This window comes from Treponema sp. OMZ 857, assembly GCF_024181085.1.
Classification (GTDB): domain Bacteria; phylum Spirochaetota; class Spirochaetia; order Treponematales; family Treponemataceae; genus Treponema.
Genome location: NZ_CP051147.1, coordinates 1,254,182 through 1,279,639, shown reverse-complemented (window position 1 = coordinate 1,279,639; position 25,458 = coordinate 1,254,182). Strand labels below are relative to the sequence as shown.

Here is a 25,458-nt window from a genome sequence, read left to right as displayed (position 1 = left end):
TTAGCGGTTTAAACTCTCGTAGAGACTGCGGTTACCCGACATATCCTTATACACGTCATAGTATAAACCTGCGCCGATCGCCACGCAGTCCATGGGATTTTCGGCAAGGATGACCGGAACGTGCGTTTCTTTAGAAATGAGCTTCGGTAAGCCTTTCAGCAGAGAGCCACCGCCGGTCATAACAATCCCCCGCTCTACGATATCGGCAGCCAGTTCCGGCGGCGTCTGGGCGAGCGTTGTTTTTATCTCTTCTACAATCTGGGTAATCGGCTCCCTCAACGCCTCGCGCACTTCTACGGAATCGATTTCGAGGCGACGGGGAAGTCCGGTAATTGCATCGGTTCCCTTAATTTCCACCCGTTCCATGTTTTTTTCCGGGAACGCGTTACCGATTTCAATTTTAAGGCGCTCGGCAGTCTGCTCACCGATGATGAGGTTATGCACGGAACGGATATGCTTAATGATGGCCTGATCAAATTCATCGCCGCCGACACGGATAGCATTGGTAACAACCATACCAAGCAGCGAGATAACCGATACTTCGGTCGTACCGCCGCCGATATCGCATACCATATTACCGGCAGGTTCGGTAATCGGAATATTGGCGCCGATAGCTGCCGCGCGTGATTCTTCCAGAACCTCGACACTGCCCGCGCCTGCTTTTAATGCACTTTCGTGCACGGCACTGCTTTCCACATCGGTGATACAGCTCGGAATACCGATAACCACGCGCGGTTTAATCAGCCTATGACGCGGCAAAATCTTGGAAATAAAGTACCGGATCATCTTTTCCGTCGTATCTTTATCCGCAATAACCCCGTCTTTCAGCGGCCGTATGGCGATGATGTTGCCCGGCGTCCTCCACAGCATTCGTTTAGCGTCGGCGCCTACCGCCACAACCGATTTTGTTCCGCGTTCTACGGCAACAACCGAAGGTTCATTAACGACAATCCCCTTCCCTTTTATATAAATGACAGTATTACAGGTTCCCAAATCAATGCCTATATCGGCAGAAAATCTTTTAAAAAAGCCCATACCCCGAACGTTCCTCCTACTTTATATTCAATTTTGCACGCGTTTCCGCATGTATGGGATTAAGCCGTATCGCAGAGCGCCACTCATACCGCGCCTTAATCATATCTCCCTGCATCTCATGTATCAGCCCGATACCGTAATGTGCATCCGCAGAATTTACATCTTTTTCAAGTACAAGCTTGAACTGCGCCAACGCATCGTCCGGTTTATTTTCCTCTAAAAAGAGCAAACCGAGCTGATTTCTGCACCGCACTTCCAACACGGCATTACCGGTCTTTTTAATTGTTTCAAAAAGATAGAGCTTTGCATTCTGTATGTCGCCCTTCTTTTTATAATTTTCCGCTACGGCATACAGCACGAAGTCGGAAGGATTCGCCGCAAGCGCTTGTGTAAAAGCTTCTATCGCCTTATCGGTATCTCCCAGTACAGAAGCCGCCATACCGCGGAACTCCGATAAATCACTCGCCTCAATACCGCCTGTGTATGCTTCATCCAAGTACTTCACTGCGAGATCGGCATAGTAATAGCCTTGTTGATAATATGCCTTCCCGAGTACATACGCAATTTTCGGAATATCCTTATCTTTAGTCAGATAAAGCGCCCTGCGCAAATGCACAATAGCTGCCGTAAGATAATCCGCACCGACAGATAAATCGGTCTGTTCGGCAAAAAGGTAATACGCTGCAAAACCGTGCAGTGCAAGCGCAGTTCCATCCATCGGGCGTTTCTCTAAAATTTGAGCGGTCTTTGCGTACACTCCCGCATAATCTTTATTTTCCCACTGAGTATATACCGTACGCATCGACGGCACACGGAAATAACGCGCCCGATACACAGTAAAAAAGAAAAGAGCACCGGCAACGATAAACACAATACACAAAAAAAGAACGGCATATCTTCCGATATGCGGTTTTGAGTAATACTGTGTCTTACCGTGGTACCTTTTCATACGTTTCTAATTCATATCCTTCATAACGGAATGCATCCGTATAAATAAAAAATAGAGAGCCATAAGCCGGATTCTGTCTGCGAACAGGGTAACCATCTATCTTATTACTGCATTACTACAGTAATTTCCGCAATCAACCCGTAAATAAAGGATCGGATATCCTTTACTATTCAATTTTGCTCCTGATGAGGCTTGCAGTGCCGCCCCGTTACCGGAAGCGCGGTGGGCTCTTACCCCGCCTTTTCACCCTTACCGTTTTACCGGCGGTTTATTTTCTGTTGCGCTGTCTGTCGCCTGTATTTTTCAATACAAGCGCCCGGCCATTAACCGGCATCATCTCCGAAGGAGTCCGGACTTTCCTCCGTATATCACGGCGGTTACCGGCTCTCTATCATCTTACACTATTAATCTTCGCTGTTGTCCGATTCCCCTTCATCATAGTCGGACGAATCATCCAAATCGGCTAAGCTACCCATATCCATATCATCAAAGATCATATCTTCAGTGGAATCCTGATCACTTTCCTGATAATACAGAATTCTACTGCAATACGGACAATACATGATATTTTTTCCTTCCCGTACTTCAATAGCAAATTGAGCCGATAAGATCATGTGGCAACCCATACAAACATTGCCTTGAACGGGAACGATACCGATACCTTGCTTGTTTTTGATAATACGGTCGAATTTAAACAGCGTATCACTATCCAAATCGGGGGCAATCCGCTGCTCCCCTTCAGCAAGTTCAGCCAGCTCGTTTTTCTTTTCGGCAATTTCTTTTTCGATCACCGCCTTCCGTTCATCAAGCTCCTGTTCCTGCTGTTTAATCAGCGCTTCTTCGTTTTTAATCTCTTCGTCAAGACGCTTATGATTTGCCTCGTTTTTCAGGATTTCTTTACGAAGCTCAGCTTCTTTTTTGCTCGCCTCCTGAATTTCACGATCGAGAGCATCATATTCCCGTTGTGAGGTAATACTATCCATTCCCTTCTCGGCATTTTCACGCTTTTGTTCGGTTTCAAACAGTTCTGCTTTTAATGCGCCGATGGTTTGCCGTATTGCTTCATCGTCAGTATTCTTCTTAATATAATTCGTTTTATACTGCGCCAACAGTTCTTCCTGCTTTACCAATAGTTGAGGTGCCTCTGAAATCTCACTATCAAGCTGATTCTTCCGTGCAAGAATATCCTGTAATTCACGCAGTTTATCAAAAATCTCCGCTGTAACCATCGTCTCTCACTCCCCTATGTATCCAAATAATCTTTTAATTTGCAACTTTGTTTAGGATGCCGCAATCTGCGTAATGCCTTTGCCTCAATTTGACGGATGCGCTCGCGCGTTACGTTAAAATACAAGCCGACTTCTTCCAAAGTCAGAGCATAGCCTTCATCAAGACCGAACCGCATTTTAAGCACTTCTTGCTCCCGCAACGGCAGGCACGACAATACGCCGCGCAGCTGTTCCTGCAACAGAATATACTCTGTCAAGTTGGACGGATTTTCGACATCCTTATCTTCGATAAAATCGCCGAGCGAAGAATCTTCTTCCTCGCCTATCGGTGTTTCAAGCGAAATAGGCTCGCGCGCGACATTTTTAACCTGTTTAACCCGCTCGACATTCCAGCCAAGCTGCGCGGCGATCTCCTCGTCGGTAGGCTCTCTGCCGAACTTCTGCATCAGCTGCCGCGACTCGCGGGTAACCTTATTGATCTGTTCAATCATGTGCACCGGCACACGGATGGTTCGCGCCTGATCGGAGATGGAACGCGTAATTGCCTGCCGTATCCACCATGTCGCGTATGTCGAAAATTTATACCCTTTGCGGTATTCAAATTTTTCAACCGCTTTGATCAAGCCGATATTGCCTTCTTGAACCAGATCGAAAAAGTGTAATCCTCTATTCGTATATTTTTTTGCGATCGATACGACCAAGCGCAGGTTTGCATTGATCAGCTTATCCTTCGCTTTTTTTAACATTGCATGACCGTGACGAATTTCTTTTGCCAGCGCGATAATATCTTCCGTCGGCGCTTCAAAATCATATTCGATTTTCCGCACTTTACGAATGAGCGTTTGAATATGCGTATAAATATCGCGGATATCGTTCGCCGTCATACCAAGCTCTTCTTCCAGCTTCTGCCGTTCACGCGGAATAGCGAGCCGTTTCCCAAGCTTTCGCAAGTCGGAGTACGCCCGTATACCGAGTTGACGCTGCTTCTTTTCACGCCGGCGCCGGTACTCCCGTATCTTCCGGGCTGCCTCCAAAAAATGATCCGAAATTTTTTCGATTTCTTCGGTTTGAAACTCGATTTTTTGTAAATAATTCAGAATCTTTTTCCGTGTTTTTTGGAGATCTTCGTCATCCAAAAAACTGGCAAGCGTCTCTTTATCGTATAATTTCTTTTTTAATAAGATATAAGCCTTTATATCGGAATAGATGGGTTTTAATTGTTCGCCATACGATTGGCGGAGCCGTTTTTTTTCAGCATCTTCATAGCTCAATTCCTTACGCGGTTTATTGTTCTCTGAAGAACTGATTTTGGCAAAAGCTTTTTGGGCGATCATTTGAACTTCAGAAATCAGCACACCCGAGTTCTTTATCGCATTTTTGATGATATTCTCCCCATCCTCCATCGCTTTTGAAAGGATAACTTCCTGCTCGGCTGTCAGCAAATTTTCCTTGCCGATATCACGCAAATAGAGTTTAATAGGGTCGTCAACAACTGCTTCTCTATCGTTATTCAAAAGCTTTTTATGCGTTTCTTCCGGTTTTGAAAATTCAGAGTCATTTCCGGGTTCGAGTTCCGCCTCTTCAAACAGCTGCTCCTCGCTTTCAAGCTCTACTTCATCAAGCTCATCCGCGAACATATCATCGGCTTCTTCTGAGACATCATCAACCACTTGTATCTGCTCTTGTTCAAGCAGATCAATAATTTCATCCATCACCGTTTCGGACGAAGTCATTTTTTCAGGCAACAAATCGGTCAGTTCATCCCACGTTAAGCTTTTACGCTCTTTTGCATGGGCAATCAACTTTATAACAATAGGATCTTCAGAGATATCTATCATTTATGTCGTTTCCTTTAATTCTGCGAGCACTCTGTCGATATGCAGTTTCTCGCTCAGCAGGTCATTGGCATGCTGAATATCGTCAACACTGCCGTTTTCATGCACTGCTTGCAATTTACGGATTATGAGCTCCTTTTGGCGCTGTAAAGCATTTTGTTTAATATAGTAGATACCGTCATACACCAGTTTATCAGGATTTTCTGCAAATTCACCTTTAATAATTGCACTGCTTACGGCATCTCTCAACGTTTCGGAAGGACAATGCGCTAATAAGCTGTCATACGTATTTGCATCGGCGCGATAACATTCTTCTAATACAATAAACAAATCCTTCGCAGCAGGATCCTCAAAATCATCGGAAGTCAACTCTGCCCGCATTTTTTTAAAGAGATGAGGATTTGCAGCTGCTGCAAGCACGATCCTCAGCTCTGCGGTCATTTTAAGCGCAGTACGCTTTTGTGTTTCACTTTTTCGTGTAGGCGGTACCCGTTCTTGTTTTTGGTCATACTGTATATAATCAGTAAATAACGCTTTTGAGCTTATACCCAAGTCCGCCGAAAACTTATGTATTGTTGACTCTTTTTGAATATCGGATTCCAACACCTCAATATAGGGGAATAGAAAGGCAGCAGCCTGAGCCTTTCCTTCGGGACTCACCACATCAAACCGCCCAACGGCAATTTGAATAAGATAATCACTGTCTAAAATAGCATTTTTTACCAGTTCCGTCAAGCTTTCGGCACCCTTATGCGCCAGTATCTCAGCAGGATCCTTCCCTCCCTTAATCATCAGTACCCGTACTTGTAAATGTCCGGCACGGCACAGCTTTATCGCCTTGTATGTTGCCTGTTGTCCTGCAAAATCGGAATCGAACGAAAGAATGATAGTGTCGGCAAAGGATTGAATGAGCTTTACCTGCTCTTCCGTCAAAGCGGTGCCTAATGGAGCAACGGCATTGGTAATACCCGCTTGGTGAAAGGCGATAACATCCATATAGCCTTCACAAAAAATAACCGTTTTTTCTTTTCTGATCTGAGCAAGCGCCTGCGAAAACGCAAAAAGCGTTTCGCCTTTTTTATACTGCGGTAAGTCTCCGGTATTAAGATACTTCGGTCCGTCGCCTTCCAAAATACGCCCTCCGAAAGCAACCGGCTGACCGTGCCGGTTACAAATCGGAAACATAATTCTGTTTGAAAAAAAAGAAACTTCGGGATAGTTTTTAGAAAATAAACCGGATTTTGCTAAAAACTCCGCAGAATACCCCTTTGTCTGCAAAAATTTAAAGAGCCACCGGCGATCAGCCGGCGCATACCCGAGATTAAACTGCTCGATCATTTCGGGACTTACTGCCCTCCCCTGTAAATATCGCAGCGCAGGAGCTCCTTCAGGGGTGTGCAATAGAAAATAATGAAAGGTTCCGCTCACTCTTTTGTATAATTCAAGCAGTGTTTCTTTCAATGAATCTTCCGGCGCGGGGTTATAACGGCCTTCCGCATACACAACGGGAATACCGGCTCGCTTCGCAAGCGCCTCTACCGCCTCATTAAAGGACAGCTTTTCCATTTCCATAAGAAACTTGATGGTAGGGCCGCCCGCTCCGCAACCGAAGCAGTAATACATTTTTTTATCGGGGATAACATGGAAAGACGGTGTTTTTTCATTATGGAAGGGACAACAGCCCCACCAATCATGCCCGCGCTTTTCCAAATGGGTATAATTTTCGACGAGTGACACCAAGTCCGTATGATTATTGACCGCGTCGATCGTTTCCGTAGTGATTTTTGCCATCGCGGTCAGCGCCCCGCTGCCCGTTTTAAAATAATTGCGCCTGCTTTTGTATGTTCCGTTAAATTTTTAGTAAAAATATGTGTACCGGCCGCCGCATCTTCCAAACGAAAGTAGAGATAGCTGCTTTTTTCGGGATTACAAGCTGCGTACAAGGCGGTCATTCCCGGATTGGAAATCGGCCCCGGAGGAAGCCCCCGCCATTTATAGGTATTATACGGATGGTCTATTTCCAAATCTCTATTCAACAGACGATCGGGGTGAGGTTTATGCTGAATCTCTGTCAATATATATTCTACGGTAGCACACGATTGCAGTCCCATGCCGATATGCAGCCGGTTTGAAAAAACGCCGGCAATTTTTACGGCTTCTTCCGGTACACGGTATTCACGCTCTATAATGCTTGCCAAAATAACCGCCTCGTACCGCTGAACAGGATCGTCGGGGAAGTGAGGGATACCGGCCGTTTTGCTGAAGAAATTATCCAGCATCGCCGTAATAACCCGATCTGCCGTTTCATTGTACGAAAAAAAGTAGGTATCGGGGAATAAAAACCCTTCGGCAGAACTGCCGGGAATTCCATAGGATTGCAGCAAAGCTTTATTGGTTGCCGCTGCAAGGAAATCATCGGCGGCAATAACCTGCCGGTCTTCAAGAATCGCTGCCGTTTTTGAGAGTGTCAGCCCCTCCGGCACAGTAACCTTAATCAATTCTTGTTTTCCCGCCTGTAAATAGGCACAGAGCGTGTGCACCGACCAAGCGGAAGAAAGTTTATATGTTCCGGCTTTAATCGGTTTATTAAAAAGCCGGAAATACAGATATGTCGGATACTCAAAGCGGATGAGTCCCGCCGCTTTTAAATCGGCAGCGATTGCCCGTGCAGAAGTACCGCGTTTAATAGTAAAAAGCTGTTCGGCAGGATTTGTATTAAAAGAAGCAGGCGTATAAACAACAGCAGCCGCTGCTCCAATAAGAAAGAGACATATCGATACAATCATCATTAAGAAAAAGTATTTTTTTTTCATAGTGTGTTCACATATCACATATATTGACTACTATCGATCACCATAGAGCTGTTCCGCTTCGCTGATGGTAAGATTTCTATAAATATACTTTTCAGCAAAAACATTCAATGAATACAGCTCATCGGGCAACGGGGGACTTTTCCTAAAAAAAGAAACAAGTGCTTTAAGTTCGGAATCGGAAAATTGATAAATCGGCAGATCATCACTCATAAGTACAGATCCGTTCCTTCAACAGCACTGAATATTTCAAGCGTACCGGTACCTATATAGTTGCAGTAATGCTGTGCACTTGATTGTATCGCGAGAATTTTTTTATCGTTATACGTCGGTTCGTGATGGAAAAGCGCTAATTTTTTAATTCCCCACGAAGTTGCAAAATCAATAGCGAGAGAAAAGGTTGAATGCCCCCAGCCTATTTTTTCGATGGAATCGGTCATTGTGTACTGAGCATCGATAATCAGCAGCTCTACATCACTATAAAATGCGATATTAGCATCATTTTTTTCAAAATCTTGAGGGCGAAGCTCCGTATCGGTTGAAAAAATAATCTTTTTTTGATTATCATTGATTGAGTATGCGACACAGCCACCCGGATGACGCACACGATGCCATCCTATCCGTGTATTACCAATGTGGATATACGGTTCATCCGGTGCAATACAACGGAACTCGAACTTTGCAGTAAAGCCGCCCTTTCCGAACATGGTAATCGGGAAGTACGGATACTTCATCTGCTCTTCTAAAAACTCCCGCATTTTAGGGCGGGTACTATATATAATAATAGTATTGCGTGAATCATACGCCGGGCCGAAAAAAGGAAGACCTTGGATATGATCCCAATGGAAATGAGAGAAAAAGAGGTGATAGGTTTGCGGCCGGTCGAAATAATCAAAGCGGTTTTGCAAATTAACGCCTAACTCACGAATACCGGTACCTGCATCAAAAATGATATGATTACCCTCTTCGGTTTCCACTTCTACGCAGGTCGTATTTCCGCCGATAGTTCCAAAGAGCCATGGCGGTAATGAAGCAAGAAAACGCTCCCGTGCATCTTGATCGGTAATGTCCTTTTCGGTTATCCGTTGAACAACAGCAGAAATTTTAGCTTGAATTTGCGTTGCGCTCAACGGGGTTGCAATCGAGCCGCGAACGCCCCAAAAATGTACCCGCATACACTCCTCTATTTTTCGGTAAAATCTCTGCTTTCGCCGGTTCTTCTTCGTCGAATAACAGGAAATTGTTTTGCAGCATCAAGAAAACCTTGAATCTCTTCCGCAGAATACCATTTACCGCGATTTATTCCCGAACAGCTGCGGGCATTTGCATTCCAACGCTGCTCATTTTCAAGTAAATAATCCCAAAACGGATATGAAGAACATTGAAAAGGCCGATAATTATATGCAATACAGCCGTTATTCCATAAAATACAATCGTAATTTGGAAGTTCTTTTAAGCAAAGATACTCGTATCCATCCCCTTGAAGTACCCACCGGCAATATTTTTCGATAAATGCCGCCCGTTTTAGCGATGCCCATGTTTGCAAATTTTGAAGATCCCGAGGAGATAAATACACAAACCCCGGATCATAGCGGCAACATCCTGAACATCGGTCGCATGAAAAGCATAAACCGCCTTTCCAAAATAAACTTTGCTGCAAAAACTTCTCCGTTACAATTATCTCATTATATATGAAAAACCTTGCTATTTCAAGCATTTTTTTTGCCGTTGTGGGCTAAACTTGTTCAAGATGAACATACCAGACAATTCACAATTATGAATTGTATTACTCCAACAACCTTGGTATATTATATTTATAGGGAGATCTTGCTATGGGAACATTATACTGGAAACGTATATACGATACTGCCGAACCTCAGGATGGGTTTAGAATATTAGCCGATCGGCTGTGGCCGCGAGGTATTACAAAAGAAAAAGCAATGCTCGGAGATTGGGCAAAAGATATTACGCCGTCGTCGGATATACGGCAGGCCTATCACAGGGGAGACATGGATTACAGCCATTTTTCCGCCCTTTATGCAAAAGAATTAGCAGAAAATCCTACAGTACCGGCTTTTATCGAAAAAATTAAAAGCAAACTGCAAACCGGTAACGTTACGATACTGTATGCGGTCAGGGAACCTGAGACAAGCCATATTCCTACGTTACGGGCATTTATTGAAAAGCATCTGAAACAGTTTTGTTAAAGCAATCTTTGGAGGAGGTTTATATGAAAGTTGGGATTAAAGGAGATACCTGCTTTACCGTTACAAAGGAAATGTTGGCGAGTCAAGACGGTGATGACACACTTGAGGTATTTTCGACGCCGAACATGGTTCTAAAGATTGAGCGGACTGCAGCGCTCAGCGTACTTCCATTTTTAGAAGAAGGATATACGATGGTCGGCGTAAAAGTCGATGTTCAACATACTGCCGCAACCCTTGAAGGGATGAAAGTATATGTCCATACCGAACTGATAGACATCAGTGAGAATGGAAAATTCTTGACTTTTAAAGCGGAAGTCTCAAACGATCGGGGGATTATAGGCAGTGGTACCCATGTACGGGCAATCGTCAATAAAAAACGGTTTATGGAAAAACTCCGAGCGGCTGTCCATAATGATACGCATGCCTTTTAGAATATCTCCGCTGCGGTTGACATTGATGCAATACGAGACCTTGCATTAAGAGGATGTTTTCCGTACAATTCGGGATAAAAAGATATGTTAAAAACTGTATTTGACATCATCGTCGATGTAGTTTTTAACTCAAGTTTTTATAGGAGTTATTATGAAACGTATTATACCCCTGTGTGTATTGATTGCAACGCTCGGTATTGCATTTTTGAGCGGTGCATGTGCCTCTACGTCAAAAAAGCACGATCCCGACTTCCTCGGCAACTATCCGGTACAGTCGTTAGGTGTACTGCATCTTAATATAGTAAAACGTTATTCCAACGATTTACTGCCGCGCGATATCAGCTTTGTTTTTGAACCCTCAACCAACACTGTTAAATTTCATCATAAGATGATGGGAGATAATATTTGGATTTCTTTAAAAAAGAAGGAACGTGCACTTCTACGGAATGCCATTGAACAGTACCTCACAGCCTTTGCTAATAAAACACTGACTCCCGAAGGAGCAAAGAAAAAGGGAGCATTTGGAAAAACCGAGATATTAATGACATGGGGGCTATTCGGAGGGGCACATGAAGCATACCCAACCCTGCGATTTGATTATCAATTTATTACGCCGCAACGGCCGTACTTCATACTTGCCAATGCGACCACTCAAGCAGACGACAAAGCTAACTGCCCTGCAGTGCGGATTGCGATTTCACCCGCACAATGCCAGGATGTTTTAAAAGTATTGGACGAACCGGCTCTCTTGCAGCTTGTAGAAGAATTAAAAGCAGACTATGACAAATACGATGAATTTAATTCAAATACATCAGCGGTGAAAAACATAGAAAATACTCCCGAAGGAAGCGACACACCTGTAAAACAGGAAAATATTTCTTTTGATGAGTTTTAAAAACTCATCAACTGATGGACAAAGATGTCCATCAGTTGATGAGGCCAAGTTTTTAAAAGAAAACTTGGTTTTATAGGAGGATTTATGTGCAATAAAAGGTTATGCGGTTTGGCTGCAGCAGGTATGCTGATAATCGCGATCGGTATTTCCGGCTGCGCGGGAACACCCCGGAATTCCCGGCCGTTGGTATTTCAGACTGACTTCGGACTAAAGGATGGTGCGGTCTCGGCAATGAAGGGTGTCGCTTTTACGCAATCGTCTGCGATTCCGCTGTATGATCTTACCCACGAAATACCTGCTTACAGTATCTGGGATGCAGCGTATCGGCTCTTTCAGACGGTAGAATACTGGCCCGCAGGCACAGTCTTTGTATCGGTAGTTGACCCCGGTGTCGGTACCGACCGTGATTCGGTTGTCTTAAAAACTAAGACAGGTCACTATATTGTGACTCCTGATAATGGAACACTTACGCTTGTCGCAGACAGGCTTGGAATTGCAGAAGTCCGTTTAATCGATGAGGCGGTAAACCGGCGAAAACATTCCGAAAAGAGTTACACCTTCCACGGACGTGATGTATACGCTTTTACCGGTGCACGGCTCGCAGGAGGAATTATCAGTTTTGAGCAGGTTGGACCCGCAAAAAAAGAGATTGTCCGTCTTCCTTACGAAAAACCCCGTTTTGACAAAGGTACACTATTAGGAACCATTCCTGCCCTCGATGTCCAGTACGGGAATGTGTGGACAAATATTAGCCGTGAAACAGCCGAAGCATTAAAATTAGCCGTCAATGATGTCGTGCAGGTAACGGTATTCAATAACGGAAAACAAGTATACACCGGCTCTATGCCGTATGTGAACAGTTTCGGCGATGTTCCCGACGGAAAGCCGCTGCTGTATTACAATAGCCTCGATTGCTTATCGATGGCATTGAATATGGATAATTTCGCAGCCGTGCATAAAATCGAATACGGCGGCGAATGGACCGTAAAAATCACCAAAGTTACAAAATAACATCCTTTTTGGCATCTCTAAAAATCTAACCGAGTTTTTAGAGATGCCTTAATCCTTATCCCTCGCAAAGAGGAGGCACTTGTTCCCTTATGAATGTTTTAGCTGAAAAATGTAAAGAAGTTATTTTTTCAGTTTTACCCATTGCCGTGTTAATTTGTATTTTGAACTTCCTTTTTGTGCGGGTTGATTATACTTTTTTTATTCAGTTTTTAATCGGCGTTGTTTTTATCTGCCTCGGACTTACGATATTCCTATTCGGAATAGACATCGGTATTACGCCGATCGGCGATGTAATGGGGCAGTTTATCACTGCGAAAAATAAAATCTCGGTAGTCATTATCGGGGCGCTCATACTCGGCTTTTTTATTTCGATTGCCGAACCCGATCTGCAAATACTCGGCGCTCAAGTTATGCAAGTTACCAAGGGCGCAATCCCGCAAACCACGCTGATTGTCATCGTTTCAATCGGTGTCGCGGTATTTCTTGCCGTCGGATTATTGACGATTGTCTATCACATCCCGCAGCATAAAGTTTTTACTTTCTCCTATGGATTAATATTGCTTTGCTCTATTTTTTCGGTACGAGAGGGCATATCGATTGCCTTTGATTCTTCGGGTGCAACAACCGGCGCGATTACGGTACCTTTTGTTCTGGCAATAGCAGCAGGTGTTTCCCGCATGAAGAAAAACTCCATCGCATCGGAAACGGATTCATTCGGACTTGTCGGGATGGTTTCGGCGGGAGCAATCTTGAGCGTGCTTGCAATAACCTTGATACGGCAGTTACCCGCCTTTGATGACAACTTCAGTATTTCGGAGCCTGCTGCCGGAGCATCAATCCTTACCGCCATATCCGAATCATTGAGCCATGCAGCCTCTGAATCGATGCTGTCGCTGTTACCGATCGCGGTTATCTTTTTACTCACCGATATATTCTCATTACGGTTGAAAAAAAACACCTTGAGCGGAATTATTAAGGGGATGATCATCACCTTTGTCGGCTTAATGTTGTTTTTAGCGGGAGTAAAAGCGGGCTTTTTGGATCTGGGATTCCTGATTGGGCATAAAATCGGCGAAATCGCCAATATGCCGCTCATTTTAATCATCGGGGCTTTTATCGGCTGTGTGGTCATCCTTGCGGAGCCGGCCGTTTATGTATTGACCAAGCAAATTGAAACCGTCAGCGCCGGCTATATTCCGAGAAAGCTGGTACTCATCTTCCTTGCGCTCGGCGTGAGTATTGCGACGTTTCTTTCGATGCTGAGGATTCTTATTCCCGCATTTCAGCTCTGGCATATTCTATTGCCGGGATACATGGTCGCTCTCGCGCTTTCGTGGATTGTGCCGGAGCTGTTTGTCGGTATGGCTTTTGATGCAGGAGGGGTCGCGTCTGGTCCGATGACAGCGACATTCGTGCTCTCCTTTGCGCAAGGGTTGGCGGCTGCAACACCGGGTGCAAACGTACTTATCGACGGGTTCGGTATTATCGCAGCGGTTGCTTTGGCGCCGGTTATCTCGCTGCAAGTGCTGGGATTACTTTTTTATTTAAAACAAAGGAAAGGGACATGACCGCTTTTTCATTATTGATCATTTTAGTGCCGCATGGACAAGCGCGGAAAATTATCCACGAAGGCAGGGAACTCGGCCTTATCGGCGCAACAACGCTGCTTGCTCAAGGTACCGTAAAAAGTAAGCTGCTCGATTTTCTCGGCATCAATCAAATCCAAAAGGAATTGATTTTGACGATGGGAGAACATGATAAACTTGCCTCGATTATGGAGGAACTGAACCGGCGGCATAAAGTAACCAGAAAAAATTTCGGCATTGCGTTCATCATTCCGATTACCTATTCAAATAAACATTTCAGCGGAGCAATGCCGCCGGAAACGCAAAAGGAGATACAAGCTATGAAGTCGGCGATTTTTACGATTGTAGATAGAGGACGAGCTAATGATGTTGTGGACGCTACCATAGAAGCGGGAGCACGCGGAGGCACCATCCTTCACGCCCGTGGTTCGGGGGCAAATCAAACAAAGCTGATTTTCGATATTGAAATAGAACCCGAAAAAGAAATTGTCTTAACAATTGTAGATCCCGAACAGGTTGAACCCGTCGTTGCCGCCATCCGCAGCCACAGCGATATTGAAAAAGACGGCCACGGAATCTTATTCGTGCTGCCCATCACCGACGCCTATGGAATAAAATAAAAGAGAACCTCTAAAAAAATTGCAAGCTTATCGGCTTGTTCTGTAAGGGAATGGTCTCTCATATCTGCTTAAGCTGATTGCAAATTATTTTTTAAAACAATACAAGGCCGACCGCAGCGCCGGCAAGAATTAAAAAGATGGGATGCAGCCGCTTAAACAATATTTGCACAAGTAAGAAAAGGCAAAAGACGGCTGCAGCTTTCCAGTCAACCAATTCCGTCCACTGCCGCGAAGCGTAAAAGGCAGGCAATGTGAATACAGCAACGGCAAGTACGTTCCATGCCGCAGCGGCAATCATCCCCGCAGCCCCCGCCCGCAGCCCATACATGGTATTCTTAACCGGCGCCGCATTTTGAAACGATTGAGCAAAGCGGGCTATTAACACAATCACAATCAGCGACGGCAGCACAATGCCTGTCGTCAACACAAGGCTGCCACAAATACCATACAACTCATACCCTACATAAGTCGCCATATTGATGCCGATCGGACCGGGGGTCGATTCCGAAACGGCAATCATCGCAATAAACCGCTCCGAACTGATAATTGATCGGGAAACCAGCTCCTGCTGCATCAAGCTGACGGCAACCAGTCCGCCGCCGATGGTAGAAAGGCCGATATACATAAAAAGGAAAAACAAACCGAATAAGCTCATTCTTTATCCTCCTTACGGCGGCTGGAAGCTCTTTTGCCGTTTCGGATAATCTGCGCACAAAACCCGATAATACCCGCGGCAAGCACTATCAAGATACCGGAAATATTCCACACGGACATCGCGAGAAACGCACCGGCGGCAATCCCCGCGGTAACAAAGTCGGTAATAATCTTTTTGCCGAAAGTAAAAACCGCACGGGCAAGCAGCGCGGCGACGGCGACATAGACACCCTTCATCGCGCGTTGTATCCATACAATATCGGAAAAGCGGGAGATAGAACCGGCTATCAGCGTAATGACAATCCACGAAGGACACACAATCCCTATCGTGCTCACAATCGCACCCGAAAGCCCGGCACGTTTATACCCGCAGAACGTCGCAACGTTCACCGCAATAATTCCCGGCGTACACTGCCCTATCGCAAAGTAATTCAGGATTTCTTCTTCCGTCAGCCACTTTTTTGATTCTACCAATTCTTTCTGCAGCATCGGCAGCATACTCATACCGCCGCCGAAGGTAAAAAGCCCTATCTTAAAAAAAGCCGTGAACAACTGTACATAGCGTATTAATCCGTCTTTCATGCTGGTTTCCTTATTCGTGCGAAGAGCTAATAATTCTCACATACTGCACCGGAGGTGTTTTCTGATTATTGAGCTGCTAATACGACATTTTGTGTAAGTATCCGGTCATGATACTGATCGCAGTGAGCGAAAGACATAAACATATCTGCATCTTTATATCCTGATTTTTCTGTATGGATCCGAATAAAATGTCCATCAAAGGCAAGACAACCTATACCAACTTTCTTTACTATACAAGCTTTTATAAAAAAACGCCCTTCAGAGTCGGTAAAATATGACAAATCATTAAATCGTTCGTCATAGTTATCAGTAATATAGACCTTTACATTACTGATAGGCTGATTATTACGGTCGGAAATCTGACCGGAGATATTCGGATACGCCAATCCTTCAAAAGACATAGATCCGCAGCTCACAAACATTATCACGATTATTGAAAATAATGCGACCCGTTTCATCTTCACCTCCTTTCCACGGTTATTGGGCAAGGTACTGTTGCAACAATGCTTTTAACCGTGTAAAAAACGAACCGTGCCTTGCATGGGAGGTTTGTTCTAATTTTACAAAATCCAGCGCAGCTTCATCGAGACTGAAATCGTTGCCGTTCTTTTGCTTGAGGCTATCCCAATGCTTGACAATCCAGACATAAATATCGCTCTTTGTCCGGTCTTTAAAATCGGAAAGCAGCTTATATTTATCTATCACAGCGATAACCGGAAGATACACCGTTTTATACCAAGAAACCAGCGCATCATTAAAATCAATTTCGGTATGCTGCTGCTCATTCATATAATACTTATGTACAAGGATATGATTATAGATGACATCGTAGCGGCCGGCTGCGGTAAAGTCCAAATCCCAATAATCGGTTAGATCGCCGAAATGTGTTTCGTTATAAAACACCCGTTTCTCGTAACGGATAACCGCATCGAGCAGCGTGTCCAGTCTGACATCCGGCGGCAGCTGCACCTCGCTCTGCAGCGAGATCACTTCGGCATCGATAAACTCAACCCCCTGCGTCTTCGCCACCGACACACGGTGATTCCCGTCCCGGACAAAATACAACCCGCCGAGTTCATACAGCTGAATAGGCGGCAATATAATGTCAGATAAATGAGCTTGATCGACATTCATCCACCGCTGCTTCAATTCGTTTGAACGGGGTAAAAAGCGGTTGTCAAAATCATTATAGCGCCCCTCACTGCCGACTATCTTTTTGATCGGAACCGTTTTAAGCCCGACATACACCTCATTCTTAGGCTTTAAAATCTTTTTTACGTCGTTCAGAGAGAGAAGCCGTTTTTTATCGGGATGCATGACATTCTGCATCTCATTGATCCATGCCTTATTGCGCGCCTTGGAAAAATCTTCTTGTGCCTGAAATCTGAAAGTATCCGATTGCATAATAGTTGTATTATGGTAGTAAATAAAAAACAGCCTGTCAAGGTAAGCGGAGTCTTGTCAATATACAATGGCTGTGATAGTATGCCCCCCGTGATACGGTTTAAAAAGTACCTGCTTGTCTGTTCCGCCCTTTGTATCGGCGCTTTATGCTGTTCCTGTTCTCAGGATCGGTTCGGCTATCTCTATACCGGCTTACGAGAACACCGCAAAGAACAGAAAACTTTGGTCGCTTTATTGGAAAAAGAACAGGACGCTCAAATACGGTTCGCCCTTATCGACAAAATTACTTCTCATTTACAAGCTGAGCATAAAATAAAATCACTGGCAGTGTTCCTCCAATCCGTTATTGACGCGCAACCGGACAATCCCTATAATGCCTACTTCCTTTTACGGCTTGCGGCGGCATATCGGGATTCCCAAGAAGACGCTATTGCAGCCCATTATTTTGAATATATCGTTCAAAATTATTCAGATATGATGGTGAATGGGCAATCAATCCACTTGCTCTGCTTAAAAAATCTGATAGAGCTTGTCGGCACCGCCAGAAAATCGATTGTTTATTATTCGCGGCTTTTGACCGATTTTTATAATGAGTTCGACCCCGCACAAGCATATTTTATGCTCGCACAGGCTTATGAAAAACAAGGGGAATGGCAGCTTGCAATCCAAGCCTATACGCAATTTTTAAATCTGCACCGGTTTGATGTTATTATTCCGGGTATTCCCGACAGCTACGGCTATGCGCGTAAGATTGTTGACTACAGTACCTCGACAAAAAGCTGGACGTTCAATACGCTTGACGATCTCGTAAAGACCATCAAGGCTGCAATCCGTGCGCGGGACTATGCGACCTTGGAACGGTGCCGATCAAAGGTTAACTTCTTTGCAATGTCGTGGAAGCAGGAGTTATCCGATACGCAGCAGCAGCCCGATACGAATCTAAAGGATTTTATGTACGGCAGTGCTATCAGTATTGCCTCCGAGCTGGATCCGTCCTCAACCCCTTACGAAGCTTATTTAAGGACTTCCGGTTGGAACCAATACGTCCGTACATGGTACCTCTACTTTAGAAAAATTAATTTTCCTGCCGATCCGGCAATCCACGGCCGCTGGGAATGGGCAGGCATCTATTATGGAGAAAAACTTTGAGGATGCGTATACATTTTACCGGTAAAAAATCGCATATAAAGTACTTCTGTGCCGGTGTCATAGCAGGTACGCTGTGTATCCGCCCTATCTATGCGAATGCTCAGCCCAAACCGGCAGTCACAGAAACAGGTGTGTACTTCAATAAATCGCTTTTGCAAAATTTCCAAAGCAATACGTTACTACATAATACGCTTATCCCTCATGATCATCCGTTAATCGAAAAATTCCGTAAGCAGTATATGTGTACCGACGGCTATGACTACCTTTCAAAAATAATGAAGCGTTCCGCTCCGTACCGCGATTTCATCATCGAACTCTTGGAAGCAGAAAATATGCCTGCCGAACTGCTGTTCCTGCCTGTCATCGAATCGGGCTTTTTTGAAACGGCAACGTCAAAATCGGGAGCCGTCGGAATTTGGCAATTTATGAGGAACAGTGTCGGCGGCTTCAACATCCACATCGACGATTGGGTTGATGAACGGCGGGATCCGTGGAAAACGAGTGTCGCCGCGGTAAAAAAACTCAAGTGGAACTACAGTCAATTCAACGACTGGACCCTTGCGCTCGCCGCCTATAACAGCGGAGTGGGAACAATACGGGCAGCGGTCAAAAAAGCCGGCAAAGCTGATTACTGGTATCTCGCAGAACACGGGTATCTAAAAAAGGAAACACTGTACTATGTGCCGAAATTCCTTGCTATTGCGGAGATACTTTCCCGCAGCGAGGAACTTAACATCGATTGGGGAAAGACCGAAGACCACCAGCCTACTTCCACCATCGAAATCAAACGGGCAATCGATGTGCGGTTACTGGCAGAGGAGCTCGGACTTGAATCCGAAGCAATTAGAAAACTCAATCCTTCGCTCCGGTACTTTATCACACCGCCGAGCGTCAAATATCAGCTGCGCCTCCCCTCGGCTTATACGGAAGCAGCCCAAGCCGTACTCAGTCAATCGGATAAACTGCTGATAAAATACTATCAGTACCGTATAAAATCGGGCGACACGCTCTATGCGCTGGCAAAACACTATGGGGTCAGCGTTCAAAGTATCTTAAACTACAACACCGGTCTTAAACCGGAAACACTGAAAATCGGAAAGACTATTTTAATCCCTGCATTAAAGTCGGTTGGAACCTATTCGGGCAAAAGTACCGCACAGGCAGGAAACTTTGACGGTACACATACGATCCGGCAGGGCGACACGCTGTGGTCGATCGCGCTGAAATATTCGGTTTCAGTCGAACTTTTAGCTCAAAAGAACAATATGTCGGTAAATAGTGTCCTCAAGTTAGGGAATACCCTAAAAGTGCCGATACTGTAACGAGGACGTATCTATGAAATATTCACTTTCCCTTACCGTTTTCATTTTATTTGCTTCACTCTTCTGCTACAGCTACCCGTCGTGGATGGAATCCCAAACAGTACAAAACTGGGAAACAGCTCAAGTAGATTCAAAAATCACGATAGATTTAAATAAAAGCGGGTTGTACCTGCCGACCGATAGAAATGCGGCAATACGGCTTATCCAACAGAACCGCTCTTCTCTCTTAAAGAATGCCTATCTTTCCATATTGGTGGATTCTTCCCATAGGATCGGCAACTATCTGGCAGAAGAAAAAATTTCCTTCACTGATATAAATACCGTCATTAACAACGGTAAAAGCACGGCGCCTATTCTCTCTCAAGAATTGCAGACGGCTATTGTTTATCATCAAAATCCTTTACAGGGACTTGCAAACCTCTTTGTAAAACATAACGCACCGTATACCCCGTCTTTTTTTCCTCTCGGTACGGCGAGTAAGGTATACACCGGTATTTTAATCGATGCACGCGGACAGCTGCCCGTACATGGTGAGTATTCCAGTGAACAACTTAATCCGTGTTTGTTTCCGAAAATTTGGAATAAAAACATGAACTTGATTTACGAGAAGAATATGGTCGATCCCGCGCAAGCAAAAAAACGCAGCATCGTATTTTATACCGATACCCTCGATGAAAGCAAATATCGGGACAGAATCGGTACCGAGCCATTGAGAATTATTGCGCGCGGTGTATTCGGCGACAACCGAACGGATCCTATTATCAGCAACGAAGATGCGGAACGTATCCTTGCAAAAAAAGAAAATATCGAACTGCTCCGTCAAGGAAAGATTGTTATTGTATGTGATAAAGATACCTTGCAGGTTTCTCCGGCGTATCCGCTTGTGGATGAACAGTTCTATTTTATGTATCATGATATAGAAAAATTCTTCTTAGACCGCGAACCCGAAAACATCACCCTTAAAGCGCCCGAAAATGTTATCAAAATTACTATGCATGATGAGATACTATTCGTAGCGGATTCGGCAGAAATTCTTCCGGACGAAACAGGCCGTCTTGACGTAATTGCAGAAGCGCTTAAAAAAGTAGGCACGAATACGCACTTCTTAATCGAAGGGCATACTGCTGACCTTAATCGCCCCGAAGGGCAACGCATCCTATCTCTACAACGGGCTGATAAAATTGCTGAAGAGCTTGCAAAACGAGGTATTGAAGCAAGTAGAATGCAAACTGCCGGATACGGAGCAACGCGTCCCATTGCGCCGAACGACACTGCCGAAAACAGGGCAAAAAACCGCCGCGTAGAAATTATCATCCTGCGCGACTAGTACAAGTTTTTAGAGGAGTTTATGTATGAAGATAAAAAACATTGCATATTTGTGTTGTATGATCATGACGTTCAGTCTTTTTTCGTGTATGACTGTCCCTAAAGAATCCGAAATACCGGAAGAAGCAACAGCTGCGGATTTAACGCAAAAAGCGCAAGAAGCATTCGATTCAGGTAACTACCGTGCTGCACGTGTCTATTATGAGACTATCCTGAAACGTTTTGCCGATGATGAGAGCGCTTGCGTCGCCGCTCAATATGAAATTGCACACTTGCATATCAAACGGCATCAATGGAAGGATGCGTATACCATACTCGAAAAGATTATCGCTCAATATGAAGGGCCGATGGCGATGCATTTGCCGCCCGATTATTATAAACTTGCAAAAATCGACCATACACGCGCTGCGGAAAAACTCCGTATTAAGACAAAGCAGTAGGCTCCGCCGATTTTTGCACTGTGTTAATGTTGTATTATGGTATTGAACGGAATAGACCGGATATGTGATTTCGATTCTCTTTTTAAAGGGAAAAAGCTCGGTGTTATCACCTCGCTGTCCGGTCTTTCTAAAGATTTTATCCCGTCGTGGAAAATACTTACCGAACAGTATACGGTACGCGCCCTCTTTGCGCCGGAACACGGGCTTTACGGCTGCGAAGACGCCGGCGCAGTGTGGGAAGGCGAAAACAAATCGGTTTCCGGTATTCCGCTCCACAGTCTTTACCGGCAGGACGGGCAAGATTTTAAGCCCGATATGCTCACCGATATCGACACCTTAGTCTACGACATTCAGGATGCCGGCGTCCGATTTTATACCTATATTTCTACATTGATACTCGCAATGCGGGCAGCATCGGCGCATGGTAAGGATTTTATCGTACTTGACCGGCCTAATCCGCTCGGCGGCGTTAAAACGGAAGGTAACATCGTAAAAAAAGACTTTGAAAGTTTTGTCGGTACGTACTCGCTGTGTATCCGCTACGGTTTAACCGCCGCCGAACTTGCACGAATGGTACACACGGAGGAACAGCTGCGCTGCCCGCTGCACATTGTGCCGATGGAATACTGGAGCCGTGATATGCTGTTTACCGAAACCGGCCGCGTGTGGATACCACCCTCCCCCAATCTGCCGCACTTTGACAATACGCTCGCCTATCCGGGTACCGCGTTGTTTGAAGGATCAGATGTATCGGAAGGCAGAGGCACGGCAAATCCGTTTACCCTTATCGGCGCTCCGTACATCGATGCGGAAAAACTTGCCGATACGATGAATGCTGCAAAGTTGCGCGGCGTGCATTTTTTACCCGCCCGTTTTACCCCTTCCGCCTCCAAATACGCAGGCGTGCCGTGCCGCGGCGTACAACTTTTTATCACCGACTACAAAGCCTTCGAGCCGGTTAAAACGGGCGTAACGCTCTTGTTTGCCGTTAAGACTGCCTACCCCGATGATTTCCGGTTTTTGCCCACTCCGGAAGCAACAGCCGCAGACGGAAATCTTTCGGCTTCGATAGACCGGCTCGGCGGAGACAGTCTATTGAGGACAGCCTCTTCCTCAGCCGAAGTGTGCAGCATATTTGAAAAAGAAGCGGAAGCTTTTTACCGGCGTATCAGGCCGTTTTTTATTTACTCGTAGGAGGGAACAACTATGAACAGCACCACGTTAACCGAACATATCGGACAGATGTTTGCCTGCGGTTTTCCGGGAACGGAAATGCCGGAAGACTTTATCGCATTGGTAAAAAAATACAAGGTCGGCAATGTCATCCTCTTTAAGCATAACATTACAAGCCTCGCGCAGCTCAAGACGCTCTGCGCGGACATACAAACCTTGATTACCGCTGAAACCGGACACCCTGCCTTCATCACGATTGACCAAGAAGGAGGTGCTGTTTCACGGCTTGCCGAAGACTACTATAACGTACCGGGCGCAATGGCGCTGGCGGCAACCGGCGATGAAATGAACGCCTACACCGCCGGTAAAATCACGGGAGAAATCCTCCATGCCCACGGCGTAAACTTTGATTTAGCACCGGTGCTGGACGTCAATTCCAATCCGCATAATCCGGTTATCGGGGTACGCAGCTACGGAGATGATCCTACCCTTGTCGGCCGCTACGGGCTTCAGATGGTACGGGGACTCACCGCAGGAGGAGTGCTCAGTGCCGCAAAGCATTTTCCCGGGCACGGCGACACATCAGTCGATTCGCACCTCACGTTACCGACCGTCCGTAAATCAAAAGCGGAACTGGAAGAGATGGAAATTGCCCCCTTTGCACACGTCATCAAAACGGGACTGCTTCCCGCGGTTACCATCTCGCATATTCTCTTTCCCGCCATCGATGAGCAATTCCCTGCGACCATCTCTAAAAAGATCGTAACCGGCTTATTAAAAGAAGAGCTCGGATTTAACGGATTGGTTATCAGCGACTGCATGGAGATGAAGGCGATGCAAACGTACTTCGGCACCGCGGAAAGCGCTGCGGCGGCAATCGATGCAGGTATCGAACTGATTTTTATCTCCCACACCATACCGACCGCCTGCGCCGCTATCGAAACGGTAACGCGCGCCTGTGCGGACAAACAGATTTCTGCAGCAACCATCGAACAGGCAGCCGGAAAGATTATCGGCTTAAAAAAGCAATTCAAACCCGCACAGCCGCTGCCGGAAAAAACGATGGAAGAATATCGAAAAACCATTGCAAGTCTCCGGCGCAAAACGCTGACGGGCTATCATCTGTCCGAAAGCGGATTCCCCAACCTCGGCAGCAAACCGTTTTTTGCCGGCCCGCAGCCGTTCATTGTTACCAATGTGTCGAACGACGTCGATAATTCAATCAGCTTTGCACGCTCCATGCAAACCGCATTCGGCGGCACCGGTATCGATACGTCGATCGACCCTGACGAAGCGGAAATCGCGCGAATCGTTGCGCAGGCGGAATCGGCTACCGGTATCGCCGCAGCGAGCTATAACGGACACGTAAAACAGGGACAGCTCAAATTGATCCAAGCCCTTACACGCCTGCATAAACCGATGATCGCTGTCGCCCTGCGCAATCCCTACGACCTCGGCTGCCTGCCTGATAACGTCTGCGGCCTCGCTGCCTATGAATACAGCAACGCAGTACTATCCTGTATCACCGAGATGCTCAAAACGAATGCCAAACCGGAAGGGCATTTCAGCGTTGCTATCCCGAAGATTGTGCTTGAATAAAATAGGAAATATAATCATGAATACAACCGAACAAAATCCCGTACGGGAGATACCTTTTTTTAGACCGTCGTTCGACCGCAGAGAAGAAGAAGCGGCAATCCGTGTGCTGCACTCAGGCTGGCTGACGACCGGCAAAGAAACGCTCGCCTTCGAAAAAGAGTTTGCCGATATGGTACACAGCCCCTACGCGCTTGCGGTCAATTCCGCGTCAAACGGATTGATGCTCGCGATGGAAGCCTTCGGAATCGGCAAGGGAAGTAAAATACTCACCAGTCCCTACACCTTTGTCTCGACTGCGACAAGCGCCTTACACCTCGGAGGAGAAGCAGTCTATGCGGATATCGAAGCGGATTCCTACAGTATCGATCCGGAAAAAATCGAAGATAAACTCAAGCAGGATAAAAGCATTAAAGCGATTGTGCCTATCCATATCGCAGGAAACCTCTGCAATATGAAGGCGATTAACAGCCTCGCAAAGAAATACAACGTTGCGGTTATCGAGGACGCAGCCCATGCCTTTCCTGCAAAAACAGCAGACGGCTACGGCGGTACCTTCGGCGACGCGGGCGTGTTCTCTTTTTATGCCACCAAAACCATCACAACCGGAGAAGGCGGTATGATCTGCGTCCGTAATTCCGAAGCGGCGGAACGCATTAAGCTGATGCGCTCCCACGGTATCAACCGCACAATATGGGATCGTTACACCGACAAACACGCCAGCTGGCAATACGATGTCGTTGCGGAAGGCTATAAATGCAACCTGCCGGATATTTTATCGGCAATCGGCAGAGTACAGTTACAAAAGGCGGAAGAGTTTTACCGGAAACGGAAGCTCATCGCCGAACGCTTTACCCGCGCCTTTGAACCGCTCGGCTTTTTTCAAGTTCCGCCGGACGGAGCAGGCAATGCGTGGCACCTCTACCTCCTCCGCATCGTACCGGAAACGCTTTCCGTCGGCAGGGATGACTTTGCCCGTGCACTGCAGGAACGGGGACTCGGTATTTCAGTCCACTTTATCCCCCACTTTGAACTGACCTTCCTGAAAGAGCGGTACGGGCTACGCTCACAGGACTTCCCCAATGCCGCAGCGCACTATGCGCAGAGCATCAGCCTTCCGTTCTGGCCGGATATGAGCGATGAGGACGTGCAGTATGTCATCGACACGGTAATCGATACTGCAAAGAAGTTTCGCAGATAGGAA

At 45.9% G+C, this 25,458-nt stretch carries 26 protein-coding genes and 1 other RNA gene; 13 read left to right on the top strand and 14 right to left on the bottom strand.

All coding sequences use genetic code 11. The features are described 5' to 3' along the window. From E4N66_RS05840 to E4N66_RS05795, 10 genes are all read right to left on the bottom strand, one after another. Window positions 1–1,035, bottom strand: coding sequence for a rod shape-determining protein (locus E4N66_RS05840; RefSeq protein WP_044016090.1), 1,035 nt, complete (start codon window positions 1,033–1,035; stop codon window positions 1–3). Window positions 1,036–1,051: 16 nt separating this feature from the next. Beyond that, complete coding sequence (locus E4N66_RS05835; RefSeq protein WP_044016088.1) at window positions 1,052–1,984, bottom strand: tetratricopeptide repeat protein; 933 nt, start codon at window positions 1,982–1,984, stop codon at window positions 1,052–1,054. Window positions 1,985–2,031: 47 nt separating this feature from the next. After that, an RNA gene (gene rnpB / locus E4N66_RS05830) (RNase P RNA component class A) lies at window positions 2,032–2,376 on the bottom strand. Window positions 2,377–2,388: 12 nt separating this feature from the next. Beyond that, window positions 2,389–3,213, bottom strand: a complete 825-nt coding sequence (locus tag E4N66_RS05825; protein WP_253729323.1) for a zinc ribbon domain-containing protein — start codon at window positions 3,211–3,213, stop codon at window positions 2,389–2,391. A gap of 14 nt (window positions 3,214–3,227) precedes the next feature. Beyond that, window positions 3,228–5,051 (bottom strand): RNA polymerase sigma factor RpoD, encoded by a 1,824-nt coding sequence (rpoD, locus tag E4N66_RS05820; protein WP_044016084.1) that lies wholly within the window; start codon window positions 5,049–5,051, stop codon window positions 3,228–3,230. Then, window positions 5,052–6,839 (bottom strand): DNA primase, encoded by a 1,788-nt coding sequence (gene dnaG, locus E4N66_RS05815; protein ID WP_253729322.1) that lies wholly within the window; start codon window positions 6,837–6,839, stop codon window positions 5,052–5,054. 5 nt (window positions 6,840–6,844) lie between these two features. Then, window positions 6,845–7,861, bottom strand: a complete 1,017-nt coding sequence (gene mltG / locus E4N66_RS05810; protein WP_253729321.1) for an endolytic transglycosylase MltG — start codon at window positions 7,859–7,861, stop codon at window positions 6,845–6,847. A gap of 30 nt (window positions 7,862–7,891) precedes the next feature. Further along, window positions 7,892–8,071 carry a hypothetical protein gene (locus E4N66_RS05805; RefSeq protein WP_253729320.1) on the bottom strand — a complete coding sequence of 60 codons (180 nt, stop codon included), beginning with the start codon at window positions 8,069–8,071 and terminating at the stop codon, window positions 7,892–7,894. Then, entirely contained in the window at window positions 8,068–9,033 is a 966-nt protein-coding gene (locus E4N66_RS05800; protein ID WP_044016077.1) for an MBL fold metallo-hydrolase, read from the bottom strand. Before E4N66_RS05800 ends, E4N66_RS05805 begins: the two co-directional genes overlap by 4 nt. An 8-nt stretch (window positions 9,034–9,041) precedes the next feature. Further along, on the bottom strand, window positions 9,042–9,518 hold the full coding sequence (locus tag E4N66_RS05795) for a YkgJ family cysteine cluster protein (RefSeq protein ID WP_044017320.1): 477 nt from the start codon (window positions 9,516–9,518) through the stop codon (window positions 9,042–9,044). A gap of 172 nt (window positions 9,519–9,690) precedes the next feature. Between E4N66_RS05795 and E4N66_RS05790 the strand changes: the two genes are divergently transcribed. The 6 genes from E4N66_RS05790 to E4N66_RS05765 all read left to right on the top strand — a co-directional run bounded on the left by E4N66_RS05790 (window position 9,691) and on the right by E4N66_RS05765 (window position 14,608). Beyond that, window positions 9,691–10,065: a DUF488 domain-containing protein gene (locus tag E4N66_RS05790; RefSeq protein ID WP_253729319.1), complete on the top strand. Its 375-nt coding sequence runs from the start codon at window positions 9,691–9,693 to the stop codon at window positions 10,063–10,065. Between the two features lie 23 nt (window positions 10,066–10,088). Next, the gene (locus tag E4N66_RS05785) at window positions 10,089–10,496 is read left to right on the top strand and encodes a thioesterase family protein (RefSeq protein WP_044016073.1); all 408 of its coding nucleotides are present in this window, start codon (window positions 10,089–10,091) and stop codon (window positions 10,494–10,496) included. Window positions 10,497–10,647: 151 nt separating this feature from the next. After that, window positions 10,648–11,391, top strand: a complete 744-nt coding sequence (locus tag E4N66_RS05780) for a hypothetical protein (protein WP_044016071.1) — start codon at window positions 10,648–10,650, stop codon at window positions 11,389–11,391. A gap of 84 nt (window positions 11,392–11,475) precedes the next feature. Further along, window positions 11,476–12,402, top strand: coding sequence for an SAM hydrolase/SAM-dependent halogenase family protein (locus E4N66_RS05775; RefSeq protein ID WP_044016069.1), 927 nt, complete (start codon window positions 11,476–11,478; stop codon window positions 12,400–12,402). A gap of 89 nt (window positions 12,403–12,491) precedes the next feature. Beyond that, entirely contained in the window at window positions 12,492–13,970 is a 1,479-nt protein-coding gene (locus E4N66_RS05770; RefSeq protein ID WP_253729318.1) for a DUF1538 domain-containing protein, read from the top strand. Beyond that, window positions 13,967–14,608: a P-II family nitrogen regulator gene (locus E4N66_RS05765; protein WP_044016065.1), complete on the top strand. Its 642-nt coding sequence runs from the start codon at window positions 13,967–13,969 to the stop codon at window positions 14,606–14,608. Before E4N66_RS05770 ends, E4N66_RS05765 begins: the two co-directional genes overlap by 4 nt. A 91-nt stretch (window positions 14,609–14,699) precedes the next feature. On the opposite strand, the gene E4N66_RS05760 is transcribed toward E4N66_RS05765, so the two are convergent. From E4N66_RS05760 to E4N66_RS05745, 4 genes are all read right to left on the bottom strand, one after another. Then, the gene (locus tag E4N66_RS05760; RefSeq protein ID WP_253729317.1) at window positions 14,700–15,263 is read right to left on the bottom strand and encodes a chromate transporter; all 564 of its coding nucleotides are present in this window, start codon (window positions 15,261–15,263) and stop codon (window positions 14,700–14,702) included. After that, window positions 15,260–15,844, bottom strand: a complete 585-nt coding sequence (locus E4N66_RS05755; protein WP_253729316.1) for a chromate transporter — start codon at window positions 15,842–15,844, stop codon at window positions 15,260–15,262. The genes E4N66_RS05760 and E4N66_RS05755 overlap by 4 nt, the downstream gene beginning before the upstream one ends. A gap of 65 nt (window positions 15,845–15,909) precedes the next feature. After that, complete coding sequence (locus tag E4N66_RS05750) at window positions 15,910–16,302, bottom strand: carboxypeptidase-like regulatory domain-containing protein (RefSeq protein ID WP_253729315.1); 393 nt, start codon at window positions 16,300–16,302, stop codon at window positions 15,910–15,912. Between the two features lie 19 nt (window positions 16,303–16,321). Then, on the bottom strand, window positions 16,322–17,248 hold the full coding sequence (locus tag E4N66_RS05745; protein ID WP_253729314.1) for a transcriptional regulator: 927 nt from the start codon (window positions 17,246–17,248) through the stop codon (window positions 16,322–16,324). 81 nt (window positions 17,249–17,329) lie between these two features. Between E4N66_RS05745 and E4N66_RS05740 the strand changes: the two genes are divergently transcribed. From E4N66_RS05740 to E4N66_RS05710, 7 genes are read left to right on the top strand one after another with little or no spacing between them, the layout of a single operon-like run. Next, window positions 17,330–18,397 (top strand): tetratricopeptide repeat protein, encoded by a 1,068-nt coding sequence (locus E4N66_RS05740; RefSeq protein WP_253729431.1) that lies wholly within the window; start codon window positions 17,330–17,332, stop codon window positions 18,395–18,397. 2 nt (window positions 18,398–18,399) lie between these two features. Continuing rightward, entirely contained in the window at window positions 18,400–19,719 is a 1,320-nt protein-coding gene (locus E4N66_RS05735) for a lytic transglycosylase domain-containing protein (RefSeq protein ID WP_253729313.1), read from the top strand. 13 nt (window positions 19,720–19,732) lie between these two features. Further along, window positions 19,733–21,046: an OmpA family protein gene (locus E4N66_RS05730; RefSeq protein WP_253729312.1), complete on the top strand. Its 1,314-nt coding sequence runs from the start codon at window positions 19,733–19,735 to the stop codon at window positions 21,044–21,046. 25 nt (window positions 21,047–21,071) lie between these two features. Continuing rightward, on the top strand, window positions 21,072–21,485 hold the full coding sequence (locus E4N66_RS05725) for a tetratricopeptide repeat protein (protein WP_253729311.1): 414 nt from the start codon (window positions 21,072–21,074) through the stop codon (window positions 21,483–21,485). Window positions 21,486–21,521: 36 nt separating this feature from the next. Continuing rightward, on the top strand, window positions 21,522–22,679 hold the full coding sequence (locus tag E4N66_RS05720; protein ID WP_253729310.1) for an exo-beta-N-acetylmuramidase NamZ family protein: 1,158 nt from the start codon (window positions 21,522–21,524) through the stop codon (window positions 22,677–22,679). Window positions 22,680–22,691: 12 nt separating this feature from the next. Continuing rightward, window positions 22,692–24,257, top strand: a complete 1,566-nt coding sequence (locus tag E4N66_RS05715; RefSeq protein WP_253729309.1) for a glycoside hydrolase family 3 protein — start codon at window positions 22,692–22,694, stop codon at window positions 24,255–24,257. Window positions 24,258–24,273: 16 nt separating this feature from the next. Further along, the gene (locus E4N66_RS05710; RefSeq protein ID WP_253729308.1) at window positions 24,274–25,455 is read left to right on the top strand and encodes a DegT/DnrJ/EryC1/StrS aminotransferase family protein; all 1,182 of its coding nucleotides are present in this window, start codon (window positions 24,274–24,276) and stop codon (window positions 25,453–25,455) included. Window positions 25,456–25,458: the final 3 nt, after the last annotated feature.

Excerpts from the sequence above, each read along its gene's own strand:
- E4N66_RS05840 (WP_044016090.1), bottom strand. The coding sequence starts at position 1,035 with ATGGGCTTTTTTAAAAGATTTTCTGCCGATATAGGCATTGATTTGGGA.
- E4N66_RS05835 (WP_044016088.1), bottom strand. The coding sequence starts at position 1,984 with ATGAAAAGGTACCACGGTAAGACACAGTATTACTCAAAACCGCATATC.
- E4N66_RS05825 (WP_253729323.1), bottom strand. The coding sequence starts at position 3,213 with ATGGTTACAGCGGAGATTTTTGATAAACTGCGTGAATTACAGGATATT.
- rpoD (WP_044016084.1), bottom strand. The coding sequence starts at position 5,051 with ATGATAGATATCTCTGAAGATCCTATTGTTATAAAGTTGATTGCCCAT.
- dnaG (WP_253729322.1), bottom strand. The coding sequence starts at position 6,839 with ATGGCAAAAATCACTACGGAAACGATCGACGCGGTCAATAATCATACG.
- mltG (WP_253729321.1), bottom strand. The coding sequence starts at position 7,861 with ATGAAAAAAAAATACTTTTTCTTAATGATGATTGTATCGATATGTCTC.
- E4N66_RS05805 (WP_253729320.1), bottom strand. The coding sequence starts at position 8,071 with ATGAGTGATGATCTGCCGATTTATCAATTTTCCGATTCCGAACTTAAA.
- E4N66_RS05800 (WP_044016077.1), bottom strand. The coding sequence starts at position 9,033 with ATGCGGGTACATTTTTGGGGCGTTCGCGGCTCGATTGCAACCCCGTTG.
- E4N66_RS05790 (WP_253729319.1), top strand. The coding sequence starts at position 9,691 with ATGGGAACATTATACTGGAAACGTATATACGATACTGCCGAACCTCAG.
- E4N66_RS05785 (WP_044016073.1), top strand. The coding sequence starts at position 10,089 with ATGAAAGTTGGGATTAAAGGAGATACCTGCTTTACCGTTACAAAGGAA.
- E4N66_RS05780 (WP_044016071.1), top strand. The coding sequence starts at position 10,648 with ATGAAACGTATTATACCCCTGTGTGTATTGATTGCAACGCTCGGTATT.
- E4N66_RS05775 (WP_044016069.1), top strand. The coding sequence starts at position 11,476 with ATGTGCAATAAAAGGTTATGCGGTTTGGCTGCAGCAGGTATGCTGATA.
- E4N66_RS05770 (WP_253729318.1), top strand. The coding sequence starts at position 12,492 with ATGAATGTTTTAGCTGAAAAATGTAAAGAAGTTATTTTTTCAGTTTTA.
- E4N66_RS05765 (WP_044016065.1), top strand. The coding sequence starts at position 13,967 with ATGACCGCTTTTTCATTATTGATCATTTTAGTGCCGCATGGACAAGCG.
- E4N66_RS05760 (WP_253729317.1), bottom strand. The coding sequence starts at position 15,263 with ATGAGCTTATTCGGTTTGTTTTTCCTTTTTATGTATATCGGCCTTTCT.
- E4N66_RS05755 (WP_253729316.1), bottom strand. The coding sequence starts at position 15,844 with ATGAAAGACGGATTAATACGCTATGTACAGTTGTTCACGGCTTTTTTT.
- E4N66_RS05750 (WP_253729315.1), bottom strand. The coding sequence starts at position 16,302 with ATGAAACGGGTCGCATTATTTTCAATAATCGTGATAATGTTTGTGAGC.
- E4N66_RS05745 (WP_253729314.1), bottom strand. The coding sequence starts at position 17,248 with ATGCAATCGGATACTTTCAGATTTCAGGCACAAGAAGATTTTTCCAAG.
- E4N66_RS05740 (WP_253729431.1), top strand. The coding sequence starts at position 17,330 with ATGCCCCCCGTGATACGGTTTAAAAAGTACCTGCTTGTCTGTTCCGCC.
- E4N66_RS05735 (WP_253729313.1), top strand. The coding sequence starts at position 18,400 with ATGCGTATACATTTTACCGGTAAAAAATCGCATATAAAGTACTTCTGT.
- E4N66_RS05730 (WP_253729312.1), top strand. The coding sequence starts at position 19,733 with ATGAAATATTCACTTTCCCTTACCGTTTTCATTTTATTTGCTTCACTC.
- E4N66_RS05725 (WP_253729311.1), top strand. The coding sequence starts at position 21,072 with ATGAAGATAAAAAACATTGCATATTTGTGTTGTATGATCATGACGTTC.
- E4N66_RS05720 (WP_253729310.1), top strand. The coding sequence starts at position 21,522 with ATGGTATTGAACGGAATAGACCGGATATGTGATTTCGATTCTCTTTTT.
- E4N66_RS05715 (WP_253729309.1), top strand. The coding sequence starts at position 22,692 with ATGAACAGCACCACGTTAACCGAACATATCGGACAGATGTTTGCCTGC.
- E4N66_RS05710 (WP_253729308.1), top strand. The coding sequence starts at position 24,274 with ATGAATACAACCGAACAAAATCCCGTACGGGAGATACCTTTTTTTAGA.